The organism is Streptomyces sp. NPDC001796 (genome assembly GCF_042892355.1).
Taxonomy (GTDB): Bacteria; Actinomycetota; Actinomycetes; order Streptomycetales; family Streptomycetaceae; genus Streptomyces.
In genome coordinates this window covers 24748-43601 of sequence record NZ_JBIAUC010000017.1, presented here as the reverse complement: position 1 = coordinate 43601, position 18854 = coordinate 24748, and the positions used below count along the sequence as shown (strand labels likewise).

General features: G+C 73.4%; 14 protein-coding genes. 12 read left to right on the top strand and 2 right to left on the bottom strand.

Features of this window, described 5'->3' with window-relative positions; translation table 11 throughout:
• Positions 1–74 precede the first annotated feature (74 nt).
• The 3 genes from ACFYZE_RS27650 (at position 75) to ACFYZE_RS27640 (ending at position 4583) form a co-directional block, all read left to right on the top strand.
• On the top strand, positions 75–1496 hold the full coding sequence (locus ACFYZE_RS27650) for an ABC transporter substrate-binding protein (RefSeq protein ID WP_388999509.1): 1422 nt from the start codon (positions 75–77) through the stop codon (positions 1494–1496).
• A gap of 154 nt (positions 1497–1650) precedes the next feature.
• Positions 1651–2682 carry a hydroxyacid dehydrogenase gene (locus ACFYZE_RS27645; RefSeq protein WP_388999506.1) on the top strand — a complete coding sequence of 344 codons (1032 nt, stop codon included), beginning with the start codon at positions 1651–1653 and terminating at the stop codon, positions 2680–2682.
• Positions 2679–4583 (top strand): DUF2264 domain-containing protein, encoded by a 1905-nt coding sequence (locus tag ACFYZE_RS27640; RefSeq protein ID WP_388999503.1) that lies wholly within the window; start codon positions 2679–2681, stop codon positions 4581–4583. Before ACFYZE_RS27645 ends, ACFYZE_RS27640 begins: the two co-directional genes overlap by 4 nt.
• A 5-nt stretch (positions 4584–4588) precedes the next feature.
• Here ACFYZE_RS27640 and ACFYZE_RS27635 read toward each other — a convergent pair whose 3' ends face one another.
• Positions 4589–5437, bottom strand: coding sequence for a chitosanase (locus ACFYZE_RS27635; protein WP_388999500.1), 849 nt, complete (start codon positions 5435–5437; stop codon positions 4589–4591).
• Between the two features lie 149 nt (positions 5438–5586).
• Positions 5587–8376 (bottom strand): SpoIIE family protein phosphatase, encoded by a 2790-nt coding sequence (locus tag ACFYZE_RS27630; protein ID WP_388999497.1) that lies wholly within the window; start codon positions 8374–8376, stop codon positions 5587–5589.
• A gap of 220 nt (positions 8377–8596) precedes the next feature.
• Here ACFYZE_RS27630 and ACFYZE_RS27625 point away from each other — a divergent pair, with 220 nt between their 5' ends.
• The 9 genes from ACFYZE_RS27625 (at position 8597) to hypE (ending at position 18303) form a co-directional block, all read left to right on the top strand.
• Positions 8597–10357, top strand: coding sequence for an enoyl-CoA hydratase-related protein (locus ACFYZE_RS27625; protein WP_388999494.1), 1761 nt, complete (start codon positions 8597–8599; stop codon positions 10355–10357).
• A complete protein-coding gene (locus ACFYZE_RS27620) occupies positions 10354–11544 on the top strand; it encodes a hypothetical protein (protein WP_388999491.1) in 1191 nt (396 codons plus the stop codon). The genes ACFYZE_RS27625 and ACFYZE_RS27620 overlap by 4 nt, the downstream gene beginning before the upstream one ends.
• The gene (locus tag ACFYZE_RS27615) at positions 11541–12083 is read left to right on the top strand and encodes a hydrogenase maturation protease (RefSeq protein WP_388999488.1); all 543 of its coding nucleotides are present in this window, start codon (positions 11541–11543) and stop codon (positions 12081–12083) included. Before ACFYZE_RS27620 ends, ACFYZE_RS27615 begins: the two co-directional genes overlap by 4 nt.
• Positions 12084–12158: 75 nt before the next feature.
• Positions 12159–12554, top strand: coding sequence for a hydrogenase maturation nickel metallochaperone HypA (gene hypA, locus ACFYZE_RS27610; protein WP_388999485.1), 396 nt, complete (start codon positions 12159–12161; stop codon positions 12552–12554).
• 3 nt (positions 12555–12557) lie between these two features.
• Positions 12558–13307: a hydrogenase nickel incorporation protein HypB gene (gene hypB / locus ACFYZE_RS27605; protein ID WP_388999482.1), complete on the top strand. Its 750-nt coding sequence runs from the start codon at positions 12558–12560 to the stop codon at positions 13305–13307.
• Positions 13304–15745, top strand: coding sequence for a carbamoyltransferase HypF (gene hypF, locus ACFYZE_RS27600; protein WP_388999479.1), 2442 nt, complete (start codon positions 13304–13306; stop codon positions 15743–15745). The genes hypB and hypF overlap by 4 nt, the downstream gene beginning before the upstream one ends.
• 53 nt (positions 15746–15798) lie before the next feature.
• On the top strand, positions 15799–16110 hold the full coding sequence (locus tag ACFYZE_RS27595) for a HypC/HybG/HupF family hydrogenase formation chaperone (RefSeq protein WP_200422860.1): 312 nt from the start codon (positions 15799–15801) through the stop codon (positions 16108–16110).
• Entirely contained in the window at positions 16107–17231 is a 1125-nt protein-coding gene (hypD, locus tag ACFYZE_RS27590; RefSeq protein WP_388999476.1) for a hydrogenase formation protein HypD, read from the top strand. Before ACFYZE_RS27595 ends, hypD begins: the two co-directional genes overlap by 4 nt.
• Positions 17224–18303, top strand: a complete 1080-nt coding sequence (hypE, locus tag ACFYZE_RS27585) for a hydrogenase expression/formation protein HypE (protein ID WP_388999473.1) — start codon at positions 17224–17226, stop codon at positions 18301–18303. The genes hypD and hypE overlap by 8 nt, the downstream gene beginning before the upstream one ends.
• The last annotated feature ends 551 nt before the right edge of the window (positions 18304–18854 follow it).

The window sequence follows — 18854 nt, the reverse complement described above, 5'->3', positions numbered from 1 at the left end:
TTGTGCGGCCGTGAGGATTCCCGTGATTCGAGCAGGTCGTGTCCGCACGGACACCAGCAGTCGCGGGAGGCACCATGCCTGGTCGACAGAGCCGTCGATCCGTGCTCGCCGCGATGGCCGCACTACCGCTGACAGGGGTCGTGAGCACCTGCAGTGGCACGGCGGGTTCCCCGTCGCGCGGCACCGGCAGGACCACGCGCATCACCTTCTGGTCCGCCCTGCGCGGCAGTCAGGAGGTGGTGGACGCGTTCAATCGCACGCATGACCGCATCCAGGTCGACTTCCAGCAGATCCTTTCCGGAGGGCAGGGCGGCTACGCCAAACTCAGCAACGCCGCCCGGGCCGGCAACGCGCCCGACGTCGCCACCATCGAGTACCCGCAAGTCCCCGGCTTCGCCATCGACGGCGTCGCCCGTGACATCACCGCGCTCGTCAGCGACACGCTGCGTGCCGAACTGCTCCCGCAGGCCCTCGGCCTGACCACGTTCCAGGGGCGGGTGTTCAGCGTCCCGCTCGACGTCGAGCCGATGGTCATGCTCTACCGGGCGGACCTGTTCGAGCAGTACGGACTCCAAGTGCCGCGTACCTGGGAGGAGTTCGCGGACCTGGCCCGAACCGTCAGGCGCAAGGCCCCGGGGCGGTGGCTGGTGCTGTTCCCCACCGACGGGGCCACGCAGTTCGCCGCCTACTCCTGGCAGGCGGGCGCCCACTGGTTCGACACCTCCCACGGCGCCTGGAACGTCTCCCTCGCCGACGCCCCCACCCGGCGCGTCGCGGCGTACTGGCAGCGGCTGATCGACGACGACGTGGTGTTCGTGAACGCCGTCGAAAGCCGGCGGTCCGACGCGCAGATCGGCAACGGGCTGGTCCTCACCCGGCTGAGCGGCGCCTGGGACGCCGGTGCCCAGATGAAGGCGCGGCCCGCGCAGAAGGGCCGGTGGCGGATCGCCCCGCTGCCCCAGTGGGACACCGGCCGGCCCTACGTCGGCACGCACGGCGGCTCCACCTTCGCCGTCACCAGGGACAGCAGGCACCCCGAGGCCGCCATGGAGTTCATCGAGTGGCAGGTCTCCCACCCGGACGCGCTGCGCGCCCGCCTCTCCAGCGGCACCAGCAGCCAGTACCCGGCGGCCGCCGCCCTCGTCGCCGTGGGACGCGCCGCCTTCGACCGGTCGTACTACGGCGGACAGGACATCTACCGCCTCTTCGAGCAGGAGGCCCACAAGATCCGCGACGGCTGGGTCTGGGGACCCCGGATGACCGCCACCGGGAAGGTGATGCAGGACTCCTTCGCCCGCGTCGGCGCCGGCCAGGGCACCCTCGTCGACGCCGTGCGCGCGGCTCAGGACGGCACCATGCCCGACCTGAAGGCCCTGGGCCTGTCCACCACCCAGCACAGCAGGTGCTCTCGGACCAGGACCTGTATCCGGTCAGCCTGGGCCTGTACACCTGGAACAGCTCGGCCTCCGTGTCGCCCGAGTACCACCCCGTGGTGATCATGGGCTCGCTGCTCGCCGTCCTCCCGCTGATCCTCGCCTTCGCCCTGCTGCAGCGCTTCTGGCGCAGCGGACTGACCGCCGGCGCCGTCAAGTAGCCCGTCTCGCAGGAGTTCCCGGAACAGCCCCTCCCGTCAGGAGTTCTCCCACCGACATGACCGTCTCGACGCCGGGCCCCGGCTTCCGCCCCCGTGCCGCCCTCGCCATGTCCGCCAAGGCCGCCGAGGCCGTCCTCGACCCCGAGTCGCTGGACGCGCTCGCCGCGCTCTGCGACCTCGCCCCGCCGCCCGTCCTGGACGACTTCACCACATCCCGGGCCCGGGCCGTCCTCGCCGACGTCGACCTGCTGGTCACCGGCTGGGGCTGCCCCCCGCTCGACGAGGAAGCGCTCGCGGCGGCACCCCGGCTGCGGGCGGTCGTGCACACCGCGGGCAGCATCCGCGGCCACATCGCCGACGCCTGCTGGGAGCGCGGCATCGACGTGTCCTCCGCCGCATCCGCCAACGCCGTACCGGTCGCCGAGTACACCCTCGTGATGATCCTCCTCACCGGCAAGCACGTCCTGGAACGCGCCCGCGCCTACCGCGCCTCCCGCAACCGCGACGACTGGCTGCGTACCCCCCGCACCATCGGCAACCACCGCCGCACCATCGGCATCCTGTCCGCCTCGCTCACCGGCCGCCGCGTCATCGAGCTGCTCCGCCCGCACGACCTCCACGTCCTCCTGCACGACCCGTACGTCACCGACGCCGACGCCGCCGAACTCGGCGTGCCGCGGGTCGAGTTGGACGAGCTGTTCACCCGCAGCGACACCGTCAGCGTGCACACCCCGCTGCTGCCCGCCACCCGTGGCCTGGTCGGCCGCGAACTGATCGAGTCGATGCGCCCCGGCGCCGTCCTGATCAACACCGCCCGTGGCGCGGTCGTCGATCAGGACGCGCTCACGGATGCCGCCGCGGCCGGCCGTATCCGGGCCGTCATGGACGTCACCGACCCCGAAGTCCTCCCGCCCGGGCACCCGTTGTGGGACTGCGACAACGTTCTCATCACCCCCCACCTGGCCGGCTCCCAGGGCAACGAGTGGCGGCGCCTCGCCGACCTCGCTCTGGCGGAGACCGCGCGGTGGGCTTCCGGCGCCGGCTTCCTGCATCCGGTACGACGCGAAAGGCTGGCCTTCCAGGCATGAGCACCCCCGGCACCCCCTTCGAACTCCCCCCTGACAACCGCGAGTCGAGCCCGTACACCGGATACACGCGGGCCCACTGGGAAGCCGTCGCCGACGGGCTGCTGGCGTCCGCGTGGCGCTGGAGCACACCGGGCTGCGCCCTGCTGCACCTGCCCGGGCGTCCCTCACGCTCGGGAGTGCGCTCCGACGGACTGGAGGGCTACGCCCGCACGTTCCTCGCCGCCGCCTTCCGGGTGGCGGGCGCCGCCGGGGACGATCCGCACGGCTGGCTGGAGCGGTACGCGCGCGGCCTCGCCGCCGGCACCCGCACCCCCGGCCGCGACGACACCGAGTCCTGGCCGCTGATCCTCGACCACGACGTGCAGGGCCAGCCGATGGTGGAGTCCGCGTCGGTCGCGCTCGGCCTCAGGCTGACGGCGCCCTGGCTGTGGAAGAACCTCGACGCGGACGTCCAGGACCGGGCGGAGGGATGGCTGCGCGGGGCGCTGCGCCACACGCCCGCGCCCAACAACTGGTACCTCTTCCCGTACACCGTCGCCGGGTTCCTCGAGTCGGTCGGCCGCGGCGACGCGGAGACGGCCGCGGCACGGCAGCGGGCGCTGGACCTGCTGGAGGAGTGGTACCGGGGCGACGGCTGGTACGCGGACGGGGACGGCCGCGCCTTCGACCACTACAACGGCTGGGCCCTGCACCTGTACCCGGTGCTCGACGCCCACCTCGCCGGCGACGAGGAGTCCTCCGCCCGCTACGGGGCACGGCTGCGGGAACACCTGGACGGCTTCTCGCTGATGTTCGGCGCGGACGGCGCGCCCTTGCACTTCGGCCGGTCCCTCGCGTACCGCTTCGCCGCGTCGGCCGCCGTCGGCCTGGGCGCACTCACCGGCCACACCCCGCTGACCCCGGGCACCTCCCGGCGTCTGGCGAGCGGCAGCGTGCGCTACTTCCTGGAGCACGGCGCACTGAGCGAGGACGGGCTGCTGAGCCTCGGCTGGCACGGCCCGCACGAGGCGACCCTGCAGACCTACTCGGGTCCGGCGTCCCCGTACTGGGCGTCGAAGGCGTTCGTGTCCCTGCTCGCACCCGTCGGCCATCCCCTGTGGACGGCCCGGGAGGAGCCCGCGCCGGCCGAGGAGGCCGACCGGGCGCTCGCCCTGCCGGCGCCGGGGCTGCTGGTGCAGGCCACGCGGGCCGACGGGATCGTACGGCTGCACAACCACGGCAGCGACCGTGTGCGGCCCCACGAGGGCGAGTTCGTCGCCGAGGACGATCCGCACTACGGGCGCCAGGCGTACTCCACCCGCACCGGACCCACGGCCCTCGGGAACCTCCCGGACAACCACCTGTCCGTCGAGGTCAAGGGACGGGGAACCGTACGGCGGCGCGTCCACCCCCTGGGGGCGGGCGGCGGTGACGGCTGGGGCTGGGCCGCCTCCTGGCACCGGCCCGTGTTCGCCGCCGGGCCGCCGATGGTCCCCGGGCTGACGGTGGAGAGCGTGACGGTGGTCCGCGGACGGTACGAGCTGCGCGTCCACCGTGTGATCGGCGCGCCGGACGGCGCCCGGGTCACCCACACCGGCTGGGCCACCGGCACGGAGGAGCCCCTCGTGTCGGCGCTGCACGGGCTCCACGGCTGGGACGAGGGCACGGAGCCGGTCCCCGCGCCCGGCGGCACCGCCTACGCGCGCTGGGCGCGGGTCCCCCGGCTCACCGGTCGGGCCGGCGGCACCACCGTGCACGTGTGCCTGGCGAGTCTCACGGCGGAACCCGACCCGGCGCCCCTGGCGGAGGCGGTCGCCGACGTGCGGGTCGACGACGACGGTGTCGAGGTGACGTGGGCCCACGACGGGGCGCGGTCCCGCGTCGGGTTCCGGCCGTTCGGCGTCTCGCTCCTTCGCGAGTGACGGAGTCAGCCGATGTGGTAGCTGTCCCCGTACACCTTCCAGTCCAGCGGCGGGTCGAGGTTCAGATTTCCCTTGCGCAGGAACACCCGCTGCTCGGTGTCGACCCGGCTGGTGTCGCTGTGGGCCTCCTCCTGCTTCATGGCCCACACCCGCGCGTCGAGGAAGGCGTTCAGGTAGGCGACCTCGCCGCCGCCCTGCGCCGGCGGCTTCGCCGTGCGCAGGGCCCGCTTGCGGATGTTGCGGAAGCTCGTCGGGTCGTCCCCGTCGCCGTGCATCACGATGGCGTCGTAGTACGTGAACTGCCCCAGGACGCCCAGCCCGTCCGCCTTGCCCTGCTGGACGGCCGGGTTGAAGTACACCCGGTCGCGTTCGTCGTTCTGAGCCTGCTGGAACGCCGTGTCCTGCGCCGCCTTGCGCCAGTCCTTGGGGAAGTTCGGGTCCAGTCCGTCGTGGGAGTCGCTGCCGTTCACCCGGCGCAGTGCCGGCAGGTACTTGGCGAGGACGTTGCCGGGCTTGCGGTCGGTGTAGAGCTGGACGAGGTCCAGCATGTCGCCGGTGCCGGAGCAGAATCCGATGATGCCGGCGGTGTAGCCGCGGCCGTCGCCTATGTCCTCGATGTACTTGTACTGGGCCTTCCAGTCGAGGGAGGAGTTCTCCGCGCTCGAGACCAGCTCCATGGCGATCTCCTTCTTCGCGGGGTCGTCGAGCCCGACGGCCCTCGCCGCCTCGGGGGCCGCCGAGGCGCGCGGGGCGTCGAGGAGCGGGACGGCCGCCAGCGAGGCGCCCAGGAAGGCGAGGACGGCGCGACGCGAGGTGCCGGCGGGGTCTGCCGCGTCATGGTTGCGATGCACCACAGGGACTCCAAGTGAAGGTGGGGGGTGGGAACTTGGGTCGTGCACTGTTAGGAAGGTTTCCTATCAGAGTGATGCGCGTGCGGTCCACCCGTGCGGTGGGCAAGGTCCTGGTAAAGAGGTGAAGAGCGGGAGATGAGCCGGACGTTTCCTCAGGGCAGCGGCTGCTCCGCCCAGATGACCTTGCCCCGGGGCGTGTACCGGGTGCCCCAGCGCTCGGTGAGCTGGGCGACGAGGAACAGGCCGCGCCCGCCCTCGTCGGTCATGGCCGCGTACCGCAGGTGGGGTGAGGTGGTGCTGCCGTCGAAGACCTCGCAGATCAGGCTGCGGTCGTACAGCATGCGGACCCGCACGGGCGCGCTGCCGTACCGGATCGCGTTGGTGACCAGCTCGCTGAGGATGAGCTCCGTGGTGAACGTCAGCTCCTCCAGACCCCACCGCGCCAGCTGCCGGGTCACCGACGCACGCACCTCACCGACGGCCGCCGGGTCCGTCGGCACCGGCCACTCGGCCATCCGGTCGGCGGCGAGGGCCCGGGTGCGCGCGACGATCAGGGCGATGTCGTCGCTCGGCCGGTCCGGCAACTCCGACTCCAGGACGGCCCGGCAGGTGTCCTCCGGGGACGGCCCGGCTCCGGCCAGCGCGGTGCGCAGCAGTTCCAGACCGTCGTCGATGTCCCGGCCCCGGTCCTCGACCAGTCCGTCGGTGTACAGCACCAGCCGGCTGCCCTCCGCCAGCTCCAGGTCGGCCGTCTCGAACGGAAGCCCCCCGAGGCCGAGCGGGGGACCGGCGGGAACGTCGGGGAACTCCACGCCGCCGTCGGGCCGGATCACGGCCGGCGGCGGATGGCCGGCCCGGGCGACGGTGCAGCGCCGGGTGACCGGGTCGTAGATCGCGTACAGACAGGTCGCGCCCGTGACGGGGGCGCTGCCCGGATCGGCCGCCTCGTCCTGGTCGATGCGGCCGACCAGCTCGTCGAGCAGCCCTAGGAGTTCGTCGGGCGGCGGGTCGAGCGCGGAGAAGTTGTGCACCGCGGTGCGCAGCCGCCCCATCGTGGCCGCGGCGTGCAGCCCGTGGCCCACGACGTCGCCCACCACCAGCGCCACCCGGGCACCGGACAACGGCAGTACGTCGAACCAGTCACCGCCCACTCCGGCCTGCGCCGGAAGGTACCGGTAGGCGATGTCCAGGGCTCCCTGCTCGGGCAGCGTCCGCGGCAGCAGACTGCGCTGCAGCGTCACCGCCATGCTGTGCTCGCGTGTGAAGCGGCGGGCGTTGTCGATGGCGACCGCGGCGCGGGCGACCAGCTCCTCGGCGAGGGCCAGGTCCTCCGCGTCGAAGGGCTCCGGCTTCTCGCAGCGCCAGAAGTTGACCAGGCCCAGGACCAGGGAACCCGCCCGCACCGGCACCGTGATCAGCGAGTGGACCCCGTACTCCACCACCTGAGCGGTCCGCTCCGCGTCCTGCGCCAGCCAGCCCGGAGCCTCGCCGAGACGGGGCTCGAGGACGGCCCGTGCGCCGCGCAGCGCCTCGGCCTGCGGAGAGGACTCCACCCACTGGATCCGCTCGCCCACCGAGTAGAGGGGAGTGTCCTTGCGGACACCGCTGAACGCCGCACGGCGCAGCTCGTTCCCCGCCTCGGGCTCCTCGCCGTCCAGCACCGCGTCGAACAGGTCCACGCTGGCGAAGTCCGCGAACCGGGGGACGGCCAGCTCGGTCAGCTCCTCGGCGGTACGCGTCACATCCAGGCTCGTGCCGATGCCCAGACCGGCGTCATAGAGCAGGCTGAGGCGTTCCCGTGCCACCTCGGCCCGGCCGGACAGGGCGCGCAGCTCCGTCGAGTCGCGGAGCGTCGCGACACTGCCGGGCGGGCCGCCGTCCACGTCGGTGGACCGCTGGTTGATGGCCAGCAGTCGGTCCCCGACCAGGTGCACCTCGTCGGTGGCGACCCGTCCGGACGCCAGGAGGGCGGCGGTCTCCGGGGGGAGGCCGAGCTCGGACACATGGCGCCGCTCGGCGTCCTTGGGAAGGTCGAGCAGGCGGTGCGCCTCGTCGTTGGCGAGCAGCAGGTCGCCGTCTCCGCCGAGGATCAGGACCCCTTCCCGTACCGCGTGCAGCACCGCGTCGTGGTGCTCGTACATCCGCGTCATCTCGCGCGGCCCCAGGCCGTGGGTCTGGCGCAGCAGCCGCCTGCTGACCAGCGCGGTGCCCGCCGTGGCCAGGGCGAGGCCCACGGCCGCGGCGGCCAGGACGAGCGGCATCTGCCGGTTCGCCGCGCCACCCACATGTTCCGTCGTGACACCGGCCGCCACCAGGCCCACGACCTTGCCGTCGGGCGCCCTGACGGGCACCACCGCCTGCACCAGCCGCCCGATGGTGCCGTTGATCTCCTCGATCTCGGTGCCCCCGGCCAGCGCCGGCTGGATGTTCCCGACGAACTTCTTGCCGATGCGGTCCGGTCTCGGGTGGGTGTAGCGGATCCCGTCGGTGTTCATGACGACGATGAAGTCGACCTTCGTGGCCTTGCGGGCGGCCTCGGCCCGCGGCTGCAGCACGGCCGTGGGGTGCGGACTGCCGAGCGCCTCGACGGTGCCGGGCGCGTTGGCGAACGTCTCGGCCACGGCGAGGGAGCGGTTGCGGGCCTCCTGCGTGGTGTCGTGCCGCACCTGCAGCAGCAGCGCCGCAGCCGCCGCGACGACCAGCAACAGCACGATGACGACCTGCAGGACGAAGACCTGCCCGGCGACGCTGCGCCCGCTCAGCGCCGCACGCAGTCCCGACCGGGACCGGCCCGCCTCCTGCTCGCGGCGGGCGAGCGAACGGCGCGCCGCCCGCCCCGGTCCCTGCGCGGACGCTCCTGGAGCCCGGTCGTGCGCTGGTGCGCGCACACCGCTGGGACGACGGGGCGGACGGGTACCGGGTCGACCCGGAAGCCGGACCATGTGCCATGTCTACACTGCCGCGCCCCGGGAGGCGAGAGGCGTCACAGACGGTGGCGGTTCCGGTGCGGCTCCCGTGACCTGCCCGCGGCCGAGTGGTGGCCCCGGTACCCGCCTTTCGGGTGAACTTGCCGCCTGTCTGCGGAGGCGGCCCACGGGTGTGGCCGACGATCGCAGACGGCCGGGCACATCTGTCCGTACCGTCGTCCGCCGGGAGTACGCCGTGCACATTCTGCTCGTGGCCAGTGCGTTCAACAGCCTCACCCAGCGCGTCCATGCCGAACTGCGCGATCGCGGACACACCGTCGCGGTGGAACTCGCCCTGCCCGACGGTTCGCTGACCGAGGCGGTACGGCGGCACGCCCCCCAACTCGTCCTGGCGCCCCTGCTGAAGACGGCCGTGCCCCGCGAGGTGTGGTCGGCGTACCCGTGCCTCATCGTCCACCCGGGCCCCGTCGGCGACCGGGGGCCGTCCTCGCTCGACTGGGCCGTCCAGGAGGGCGCCGAGCGCTGGGGCGTGACGGTTCTCCAGGCGGAGGAGGAGATGGACGCCGGTGACGTGTGGGCCTCCGTCGCCTGCCCCCTCCCACCGCTGTCCAAGAGCGACCTGTACCGGGGCGAGATCGCCGACGCGGCCCTCGCCGCCGTCCTCCTCGCCGTCGAGCGCTTCGCCTCCGGGACCCACACGCCCGTGCGGCAGGACACGTCGCGGCCCCGTCCCTACCTCGACCAGAGCGTGCGGCGCATCGACTGGGACACCGACACGACCGACACCGTCGTGCGCAAGCTGCGCGCCGCCGACTCCCAGCCCGGCGTGCTGGACGTGCTGCTCGGCGAGGAGTGGTACCTGCACGGCGGCCACCCCGACAACGGTCTGCGCGGTGCCCCCGGGGAACTGCTCGCCACCCGGGCCGGGGCGATCTGCCGGGCGACACGCGACGGCGCCGTGTGGATCCCCGAGCTGCGACGGCGGCGCCGCCCCGGGCAGCCGCGCCCGGTCAAGCTCCCCGCCGTGCAGGCCCTCGGCGACCGGCTGCCCGGGCTGCCCGACCTGCCCGTGCCCCCCGGCGCGCGGTGGCCCACCTGGACGGACATCCGCTACCGCGAGGAGGGCGGCGTCGGCTCCCTCTCGTTCTCCTTCCCCGGCGGCGCGATGAGCACCACGCAGTGCCGGCGGCTCCTGGACGCCTACCGCCAGGCCTGCGCGCGCCCCACCTCGGTGCTGGTGCTCGGCGGGCAGCGGGACTTCTTCTCCAACGGGATCCACCTGGGCGCCATCGAGGCGGCCGAGGACCCGGCGGCCGAGTCCTGGGCGAACATCAACGCCATCGACGACCTGGTCGAGGCGGTCCTGACGACCACGGACCGGCTGGTGGTAGCCGCGCTCGCGGGTAACGCGGCGGCCGGCGGCGTGATGCTGGCCCTGGCCGCCGACGAGGTGTGGTGCCGCTCCGGCTGCGTACTGAACCCGCACTACCGGCTGATGGGCCTCACCGGCTCGGAGTACTGGACGTACACGTTGCCCCGCCGGGTGGGCACCGCCGCGGCCGACCGCATCGTGCGCGAGGCGCTGCCGATGAGCGCCGCCGGCGCCCTCGGCCTCGGGCTCGTCGACCGGGTGATCGAGTGCGCCCCGCAGGACTTCTCCGCGGAGGCCGGCCGGCTGGCGGCGCGGCTGGCGTCGCTGCCGGGGACACGGGCACGGATCGCGGCGAAGAAGGAGGCACTGGAGCGCCAGGAGAGCACCGAGCCCCTGTCCGCCTTCCGGGAACGGGAACTGGCCGCGATGCACCGCGTCTTCCACGACCCGGACGCCCCCTACCACGCCCTGAGACGCGCCTTCGTCCGCAAGGAGAAGCCGTCGTGCACGCCCCCGCACCTGGCCCGGGCCACCGGCCCCCGCACCACGGCTGAAACCGTACGGTCCGGCACTCCCGCAGACGAGCACACTCCCCGGCCGGCACCACCGGAAGGAGCGCCATGAACGAGACCGCGTTCGCCCCGCAGACCGAGGCCCGCTTCGCCCTCGCCAGGAAGGTGGCGGACGCCGTCCTCTTCGAGGGCTGCATGCTGCACCCGTACCGGGCCTCCGCCCCCGGCACCCACCTGCGAAGGCAGTGCGGGGTGCTCGTACCGCCCGCCTGGGGCGCGGGCAGCGAGGAGTACGACTTCCAGCACACCGAATGCCTGATGGAACCGGGGCCCGGCGCCACCCTCGCGGTGGAGCTGCGCTTCCTGCGCGCCCGGCGCCGCACGGTGCAGCGGGCCCGCGCCGACGGTGAGTTCGAGACGGTGTCCGAACTCCGGCTGGGCGAAAGGCTCCTGGTGTGCTGCGACGAGGGCACCGAGGAGCGCGTCGAGGCGGCCGTCACCGTGGAGGAGCTCACCGAAGGCGACGGGGTCATCGTCGCCTTCGGTCGCCGCGCGGGGGAGGAGCACGAGCAGATCCTCGACGAGCACGGCCGGGTCGTCGGCCGTACGGTCCGCCGGGGCGAGGAGATCCGCGGTCTGCTGCGGCTGTCGGCACACCGGCTCGAGGGGCCCTGCCCGGTCCTGCGACTCACCGCCGTGGTCGAGAACACCAGCGTCTGGGCGCCCGAGGCCGGGGAGAGCGCCGACCGGAGTGCGGCGCTGCCGCACTCCCTGGTCTCCACCCATCTGCTGATGGGGCTGAGCGCCGGATCCTTCCTGTCGATGAGCGATCCCCCCGAGTGGGCCCGGGCCGCGATCGCGTCCTGCCGCAATCTGCACACCTGGCCCGTCCTCTCCGGTGAACCCGGCCGCGCCGACGTGATGCTGTCCTCACCGGTCATCCTGGAGGACCACCCGAGGACCGACGCGCGGGGCGTGCCACCCGCGGACACACCGTGGTGGGACCCGGCGGACGAGCCCGGTGGCGAACCGGACGGCGGACGGGTCGTGGTGAACGGGCGGCCGGTGGGTCCCGGAAGCCGGGTGCGGCTCAACCCGGGGCTGCGGCGCACCGACGCACAGGACGTGTTCCTGCGGGGCCGCCCCGCGACCGTCGAGGCGGTGCGCCACGACGTGGACGGCTCGGTCCACCTGGCGGTGACCGTGGACGACGACCCGGGCGCCGACGTCCGCCGCGAGCGCGGAACCTTCCACTACTTCCGCTCCGACGAGGTCACCCCGCTGGAGGACCAGGTATGAGCGGCACCGTCCTCGTCGCCGGCATCGGGAACGTCTTCCTGGGGGACGACGGCTTCGGCGTGGAGACCGTCCGCGCGCTCACCCGGCGCGTACTGCCCGCGGATGTCGAGGTGCTGGACATCGGGGTGCGCGGAGTACACCTCGCCTACCAGCTCCTCGACGGCTACGACACCCTGATCCTGGTGGACGCCACCGCACGCGGGGAGGCCCCCGGCACCCTGTACGTCATCGAGCACGCCGACACGGGCGCCGACGATCTGGAAGTGGCCGTGATCGACGGCCACCGGATGACCCCCGACGCCGTACTCGCCCTGCTGAACACCCTGTGCGCCGGAACCGGAGCCGAACCGCCGCGCCGCACGCTGGTGGTCGGCTGCGAACCGGCCTGTGTGGAGGAGCGCGTCGGACTCAGCCCACCCGTGTCCGCCGCGGTCCCCGAGGCCGTCCGGCTGATCGAGCAGATGCTTTGCGGCGAACGGCGTACGCCGCCGGGCGGCGACGGCGTGCCGGTCCACGGGCCCGGGGTACCTCACCTCTAATGGTTCCCGGCGGGCCGCGCACGCGGTCCCCGTCCCCACGGGGCGGGGGCCCGGCCTTCGCCGGGACGGAGACCCATGCACGAGATGTCCATCGCGCTGGCGGTGATCGGCCAGGTGGAAGAGGCGGCCGAGCGGGCCGGTGACGTCACGGCGGTGCGTTCGGTACGGCTCCAGGTGGGCGAACTCGCCGGTGTCGTACCCGACGCCCTGTCCTTCTGCTTCGAACTGGCCTGCGCCGGGACCCTGCTGGAGGGCGCCGACCTCGTCACCGACGAGGTCCCGGGGCGAGCCCGCTGCGAGCCGTGCGCGCACGAATGGGCCGTCGGCATGCCGCCCCTGCTGAGCTGCCCGCGGTGCGACGGAGCCGCCATCGACCTGCTGTCGGGCCGCGAACTGCAGATCGTCAGCGTGCACTGGGAGGACGCCCGGACGCACGCACCCACCCGCGAAACCGTCCCCGAGGAGCGCTGAACCATGTGCCGAGTGGTCGACCTGCAGCAGGCCGTGCTCGCCAAGAACGACCAGGCCGCGCATACGCTGCGCGCGGAGCTCGCGGCCCGCGGCACCACCGTCGTCAACCTGCTGTCCAGCCCCGGCAGCGGGAAGACCGCTCTCCTGGAACGCGAGCTCGTCCTGGCTCGGGAGCGGTCCGTGCCGGTCGCGGCGCTCACCGCCGACCTCGCCACCGAGAACGACGCCACACGACTGGCGCGTTCGGGCGTGCCGGTCAAGCAGGTCCTCACCGACGGGCTCTGCCATCTCGAGGCCGACATGCTCGCCCGCCACCTCGAGGGATGGCTGCCGGAGGGGACCCGGCTGCTGTTCGTGGAGAACGTGGGCAACCTCGTCTGCCCGGCCTCCTACGACCTGGGGGAGACCCTTCGCGTCGTCCTCGCATCGGTGACCGAGGGCGAGGACAAGCCGCTGAAGTACCCCACCGCCTTCGGCCTCGCCCACCTGGTGGTGGTCACCAAGACCGACATCGCCGAGGCCGTCGCCTTCGACCTGGCGGCGTTCCGTGCGAACGTCGAACAGGTCAACCCCGGTGTGGAGGTGCTGCTCACCTCCGCCCGCCGGGACCTGGGGCCCGGCGCCCTGCTCGACCGGGCGCTGGCCGCCGCGGACGGCGCCCCACTGCACACACCCGTCATGGCCCGGCCGTCCCACGGCCACACCCATGACGACGCGGACCGTGCCGGCGCCCTGGCGCAGTCCCGCTCGTGAGCGCTCCGCCCCCGACGGCCGTCGCCGTCCAGGCGCCGGTGCGCCGCAGGGTCACCGTGCGGGGCGTGGTGCAGGGCGTGGGCTTCCGGCCGTACGTCCACGCCCTCGCCACCTCCCTCGGCCTGTCTGGGCATGTGACGAACACCCCGGAGGGTGTCGTGGTGGAGGTCGAGGGGACCCCCGCGGCCGTCGGCCGGTTCTGTGACCGCATCGCCGAGGACGCCCCACCGCTGGCCCGCGTCGAGCGCGTCGACCACCAGGACGTGCCCGCCGCCGGCGAGACGGCGTTCACCATCCTCGCCTCCCGCACGGACGGCCCCGCAGGCACCCTGATCCCACCGGACACCGCCACCTGCGCCGCCTGCCTGCGCGAACTCGGGGACCCGGCCGACCGGCGCCACCGCCACCCCTTCATCACCTGCACGCACTGCGGCCCCCGGTTCACGATCGTCACCGGCCTGCCCTACGACCGGGCGGCGACCACCATGGCCGGCTTCCCGATGTGTCCCGACTGCGCCCGTGAGTACGCCGATCCCACCGACCGCCGCTTCCACGCGCAGCCGGTCGCCTGCCCCGCCTGCGGGCCCCGTCTGCGGCTGCTCGTCCGCCCCCGGGACGGCGACGGCCCGCCACGACCGGTCACGGACACCGAGCCGGTCGCCGGGGCGCGCCGGCTGCTGGCGTCCGGATCGATCCTCGCCGTCAAGGGCCTGGGCGGCTACCACCTGGCCTGCGACGCCACGGACCCCGCCGCCGTCGCCCGGCTGCGCGGCCGCAAGGGCCGCGGGGACAAACCGTTCGCCCTGATGGCCCGGGACACGGATGACATCAGGCACCTGGTGCGGCTCACCGACGAGGAGCGGAGCCTGCTCACCGGCACCGTCCGCCCCATCGTGCTGTTGCGCCGCCTGACGCCCGCGTGTGGAGGCCGCCTTCGGCCCGCCGACGGTGTCGCACCCGGCAGCCCCGATCTCGGCGTCATGCTGCCGTACACCCCCGTGCACCATCTGCTGCTCGGCCTGCCCGGCGACGGCGACGGCGACGGCCCGCGACTGCTCGTCATGACGAGCGGCAACCTCTCCGGCGAGCCGATCGTCACCGACGACGAGGAGGCGCTCGAACGCCTCGCGCACCTGGCCGACGCCTGGCTCACCCACGACCGGCCCATCCATGTGCCGTGCGACGACTCCGTGGTGCGCGTGTGCGACGGCAGGCCGCTGATCGTGCGCCGCGCCCGCGGTTACGCCCCCCTGCCGCTGACCCTTCCGGTGCCCGTCCGCCCGGCCCTCGCCGTCGGCGGCGACCTGAAGAACGTCTGCTGCCTCGGCGAGGGCCGCCGGGCCTGGCTGTCCGCCCACATCGGTGACATGGACGACCTCGCCACCCAGCACGCCTTCGAACGCGCCGTCGCCCAACTGGAGTCGATCACACCCGTCCGGCCCCGGCTGCTCGCCGCCGACCGGCACCCCGCCTACCGCTCAGCCCGGTGGGCCGCCCGGAACGCGGCGGGCCGTCCCGTCGTCCGCGTCCAGCACCACCACGCCCACGTCGCCGCCGCCATGGCCGAACACGGACTCGACGGCAGCAGGCCGGTGCTCGGCGTGGCCTTCGACGGCACCGGCTACGGCGACGACGGGGCCGTATGGGGCGGGGAGTTCCTGCTCGCGGACTACGACGGTTTCTCCCGCCTCGGCCATCTCGCCTATGTGCCGCTGCCCGGCGGCGACGCCGCGGTGCACCGGCCGTACCGCATGGCGCTCGCGCATCTGCGCGCCGCCGGCCTCGACTGGTCGGCGGAGCTGCCCTGTGTGGCCGCCTGTCCGCCGGACGAACGCGCGGTGCTGGAAAGGCAGTTGGAACGGAACCTGAACTGTGTTCCCACGTCCAGCATGGGCCGGCTGTTCGACGCGGTGTCGTCCCTCGCCGGCGTCTGCCACCGGGCGGGGTACGAGGCCCAGGCCGCGGTCGAGTTGGAGGCCGCCGCGCTGCGGGCACCGGCCGGGGACACCTCCGCGTACGCGTTCGCCGTACGGGAGCCGGGGACGGACGGCGGGGCGGAGAGGTTCGGCGGTCCGGAGGAGATCGGCGGCCCGGAGGGGGTCCGCCCGCTCCGGGCCGACCCGGCGCCCGTGATCGCCGCGATCGTCGACGACCTGCGCGCGGGCACGGGACCGGAGCTGGTCGCGGCCCGTTTCCACTGGGCCGTCGCCCGTCTCGTGCACCACGTGTGCGCGCTCGGGCGAGAGCGGCACGGAGTGGACACGGTCGCCCTGACCGGCGGCGTCTTCCTCAACTCCCCGCTCTCCTCGGCCTGCGCGCGGGCCCTGGGCGCGGACGGCTTCACGGTGCTGCGCCACCACCTGGTCCCGCCGGGCGACGGCGGCCTGGCCCTCGGCCAGCTCGTCGTCGCCGCACGTGCCGGGGCGGCCCCGGACTGACCGACCGTCCCGGCAGCCCCGGGCGACGCACCACCCACAGCGAGGAGAGGCCCATGTGCCTGGCGGTACCCGGCAGAGTGCTGGACATCGAGGAACGTGACGGCACCCGGATGGCCACCGTCGACTTCGGCGGCGTGGTCAAGGAGGTGTGCCTGGAGTACCTGCCCGACCTCCAGGTCGGCGAGTACGCCATCGTCCACGTCGGCTTCGCCCTGCAGCGCCTGGACGAGGAGTCGGCGCGGCAGACGCTCGAGCTGTTCGCCGAACTCGGCATGCTGCAGGAGGAGTTCGGCGACCCCTGGGAAATGGCCGCTGAGGCGGGCGGGGTGCTGCCGCCCGCGCGCGAGGAGGCGCGGAAGCAGTGAAGTACATCGACGAGTTCCAGGACCCGGAGCTGGCACGCCGGCTCCTCGACGAGATCCACGCCACGGTGACCAGGCCCTGGGCGCTGATGGAGGTCTGCGGCGGGCAGACGCACAGCATCATCCGCCACGGCATCGACCAGCTGCTGCCCGACCGGGTCGAACTGATCCACGGGCCCGGCTGCCCCGTGTGCGTGACCCCGCTGGAGGTCATCGACAAGGCACTGGAGATCGCCTCCCGCCCCGAGGTGATCTTCTGCTCCTTCGGCGACATGCTCCGGGTGCCCGGGACCGGGCGGGACCTGTTCCAGGTACGGGGCGAAGGCGGCGACGTACGGGTCGTCTACTCCCCGCTCGACGCCCTCAGGATCGCCCAGCAGAACCCCGGCCGGCAGGTGGTGTTCTTCGGCATCGGCTTCGAGACCACCGCGCCCCCAAACGCGATGACGGTGTATCAGGCGCGCAGGCTCGGCGTCCCGAACTTCAGCATGCTGGTCTCCCATGTGCGTGTGCCGCCCGCCATCGAGGCGATCATGCGGTCCCCGCAGTGCCGGGTGCAGGGCTTTCTGGCCGCGGGCCACGTGTGCAGCGTGATGGGGATCGAGGAGTACCCGGAGCTGGCCGAGCGCCACCGGGTCCCGATCGTGGTGACCGGGTTCGAACCCCTCGACATCCTGGAGGGCGTGCGCCGGACCGTGGCGCAGCTGGAGCGCGGCGAGCACACCGTCGACAACGCCTACGCGCGCGCGGTCCGCCCCGAGGGGAACCCGGCCGCCAAGGCCATGCTGGAGGACGTCTTCGAGGTCACCGACCGCTCCTGGCGCGGCATCGGAGTGATCCCGGACAGCGGCTGGCGGCTGTCCGCCAAGTACCTCGACTACGACGCCGAGCACCGCTTCTCCGTCGAGGGCATCCGGACCGAGGAGCCGGCCGCGTGCCGCAGCGGCGAGGTCCTGCAGGGCCTGCTCAAGCCGCACGAGTGCGAGGCGTTCGGCACCGTGTGCACCCCGCGCACCCCGCTCGGCGCCACGATGGTCTCGAGCGAGGGCGCCTGCGCCGCGTACTACCTCTACCGGCGCCTGGACACCACCCCTGCGGCCCGGGAGGCGACCTCCGTTGTCTGACGCCATCGACCTGACCGCGCCCCTGCCGGACCCGGCGGCCTGGACCTGCCCGGCCCCGCTGCGCGACCAGTCCCGCGTCGTGATGGGCCACGGCGGGGGCGGGGCGCTGTCCGCGGAACTGGTCCGGGACGTGTTCGCGCCCGCGTTCGGGGGCGAGGTGCTGCACCGGCTCGGCGACGCCGCCGCCCTGTCGCTCGGCGGCCTGCGCCTGGCCTTCTCCACCGACTCCTTCGTGGTGCGGCCGCTGTTCTTCCCCGGCGGCAGCATCGGCGACCTCGCCGTCAACGGCACCGTCAACGACCTCGCCGTGAGCGGGGCCCGGGCGGCCTACCTCTCCTGCGGGTTCATCCTGGAGGAGGGCGTCGAGATCGACACGGTCACCCGGGTCGCCGACGCGCTGGGCGCGGCCGCGCGGGCGGCCGGGGTCGAGGTGGTGACGGGCGACACCAAGGTGGTGGAGGCCGGCCACGGCGACGGCATCTACATCAACACGGCCGGTATCGGGCTCATCCCGGCGGGCGTCGACCTGCGGCCGCAGCGGGTCGTCCCCGGTGACGTCGTGATCGTCAGCGGTGCGATCGGCGTGCACGGTGTGGCGATCATGAGTGTGCGGGAGGGGCTGGAGTTCGGCGTGGAGATCGTGAGTGACTGCGCGCCGCTCGGCGGACTGGTGGACGCCATGCTGGCCGTCACCCGGGACCTGCACATGCTGCGGGACCCCACGCGGGGCGGGCTTGCGGCCGCCCTGAACGAGATCGCCGCCGCCGCGGGCGCCGGGGTCGTCATCGAGGAGCGCAAGGTCCCCGTCCCGCCCGCAGTCGCCAACGCCTGCGCCGTGCTGGGCCTGGACCCCATGTACGTGGCCAACGAGGGCAAGCTGGTGGCGTTCGTGCCCCGCCAGCACGCCGACGCGGTGGTGGACGCGATGCGTGCGCATCCGCGCGGTGCCGAGGCCGCGATCATCGGCGAGGTGGTGCGGGACCATCCCGGCATGGTGGTGGCCCGTACCGGGCTGGGGGGCACACGGGTGGTGGACATGCCGCTGGGGGAGCAACTGCCCAGGATCTGCTGAGCGGAGAGCCCGGGGGAGCGGAGGAGCATGGCCGGGATCGGGCCGGAGCCGTCCGGCACACAGCGGCGGCACCGGGAGGACCCCTGCCGTGCTCACCCGGGCATGTACGGGTGGGCCCGGTCGCGCCGGCCGTCCACGCCTTCGAGGAGGGCGAACTCCCGCGCCGTCTGTGGCGGATCACCATGAAGGTCCGATGAAGCGGGCGTTGACGCGGCGACCGCGAAGGTTACGTTCCGGACACTCGAAAAGAACTTCTTTGAAGGTTTGAGCGTAACTCGAGATCCTTCCGTACTCGATGGTGTGACCAGGGATCCCGTTACCGTCACCGTCGCATATCAGGTGGTGCCGGGCCGCGAGGCCGATTTCCACTCGCGGGGATGGTCCCTGCTGCGTGCGACCGCGCAGCAGCCCGGTTTTCTCGGTGGTGGGGTGCTCGTCGACGGAGAGGCGGACCGGCATGTGATCTACCGCTTCGGGGGCGAGGACTCCGTCCGTTCAGGCTGTATCCGCCGCTCCAGGCGCTCCGTGGACGGCACAAGCGGCGGACCCCG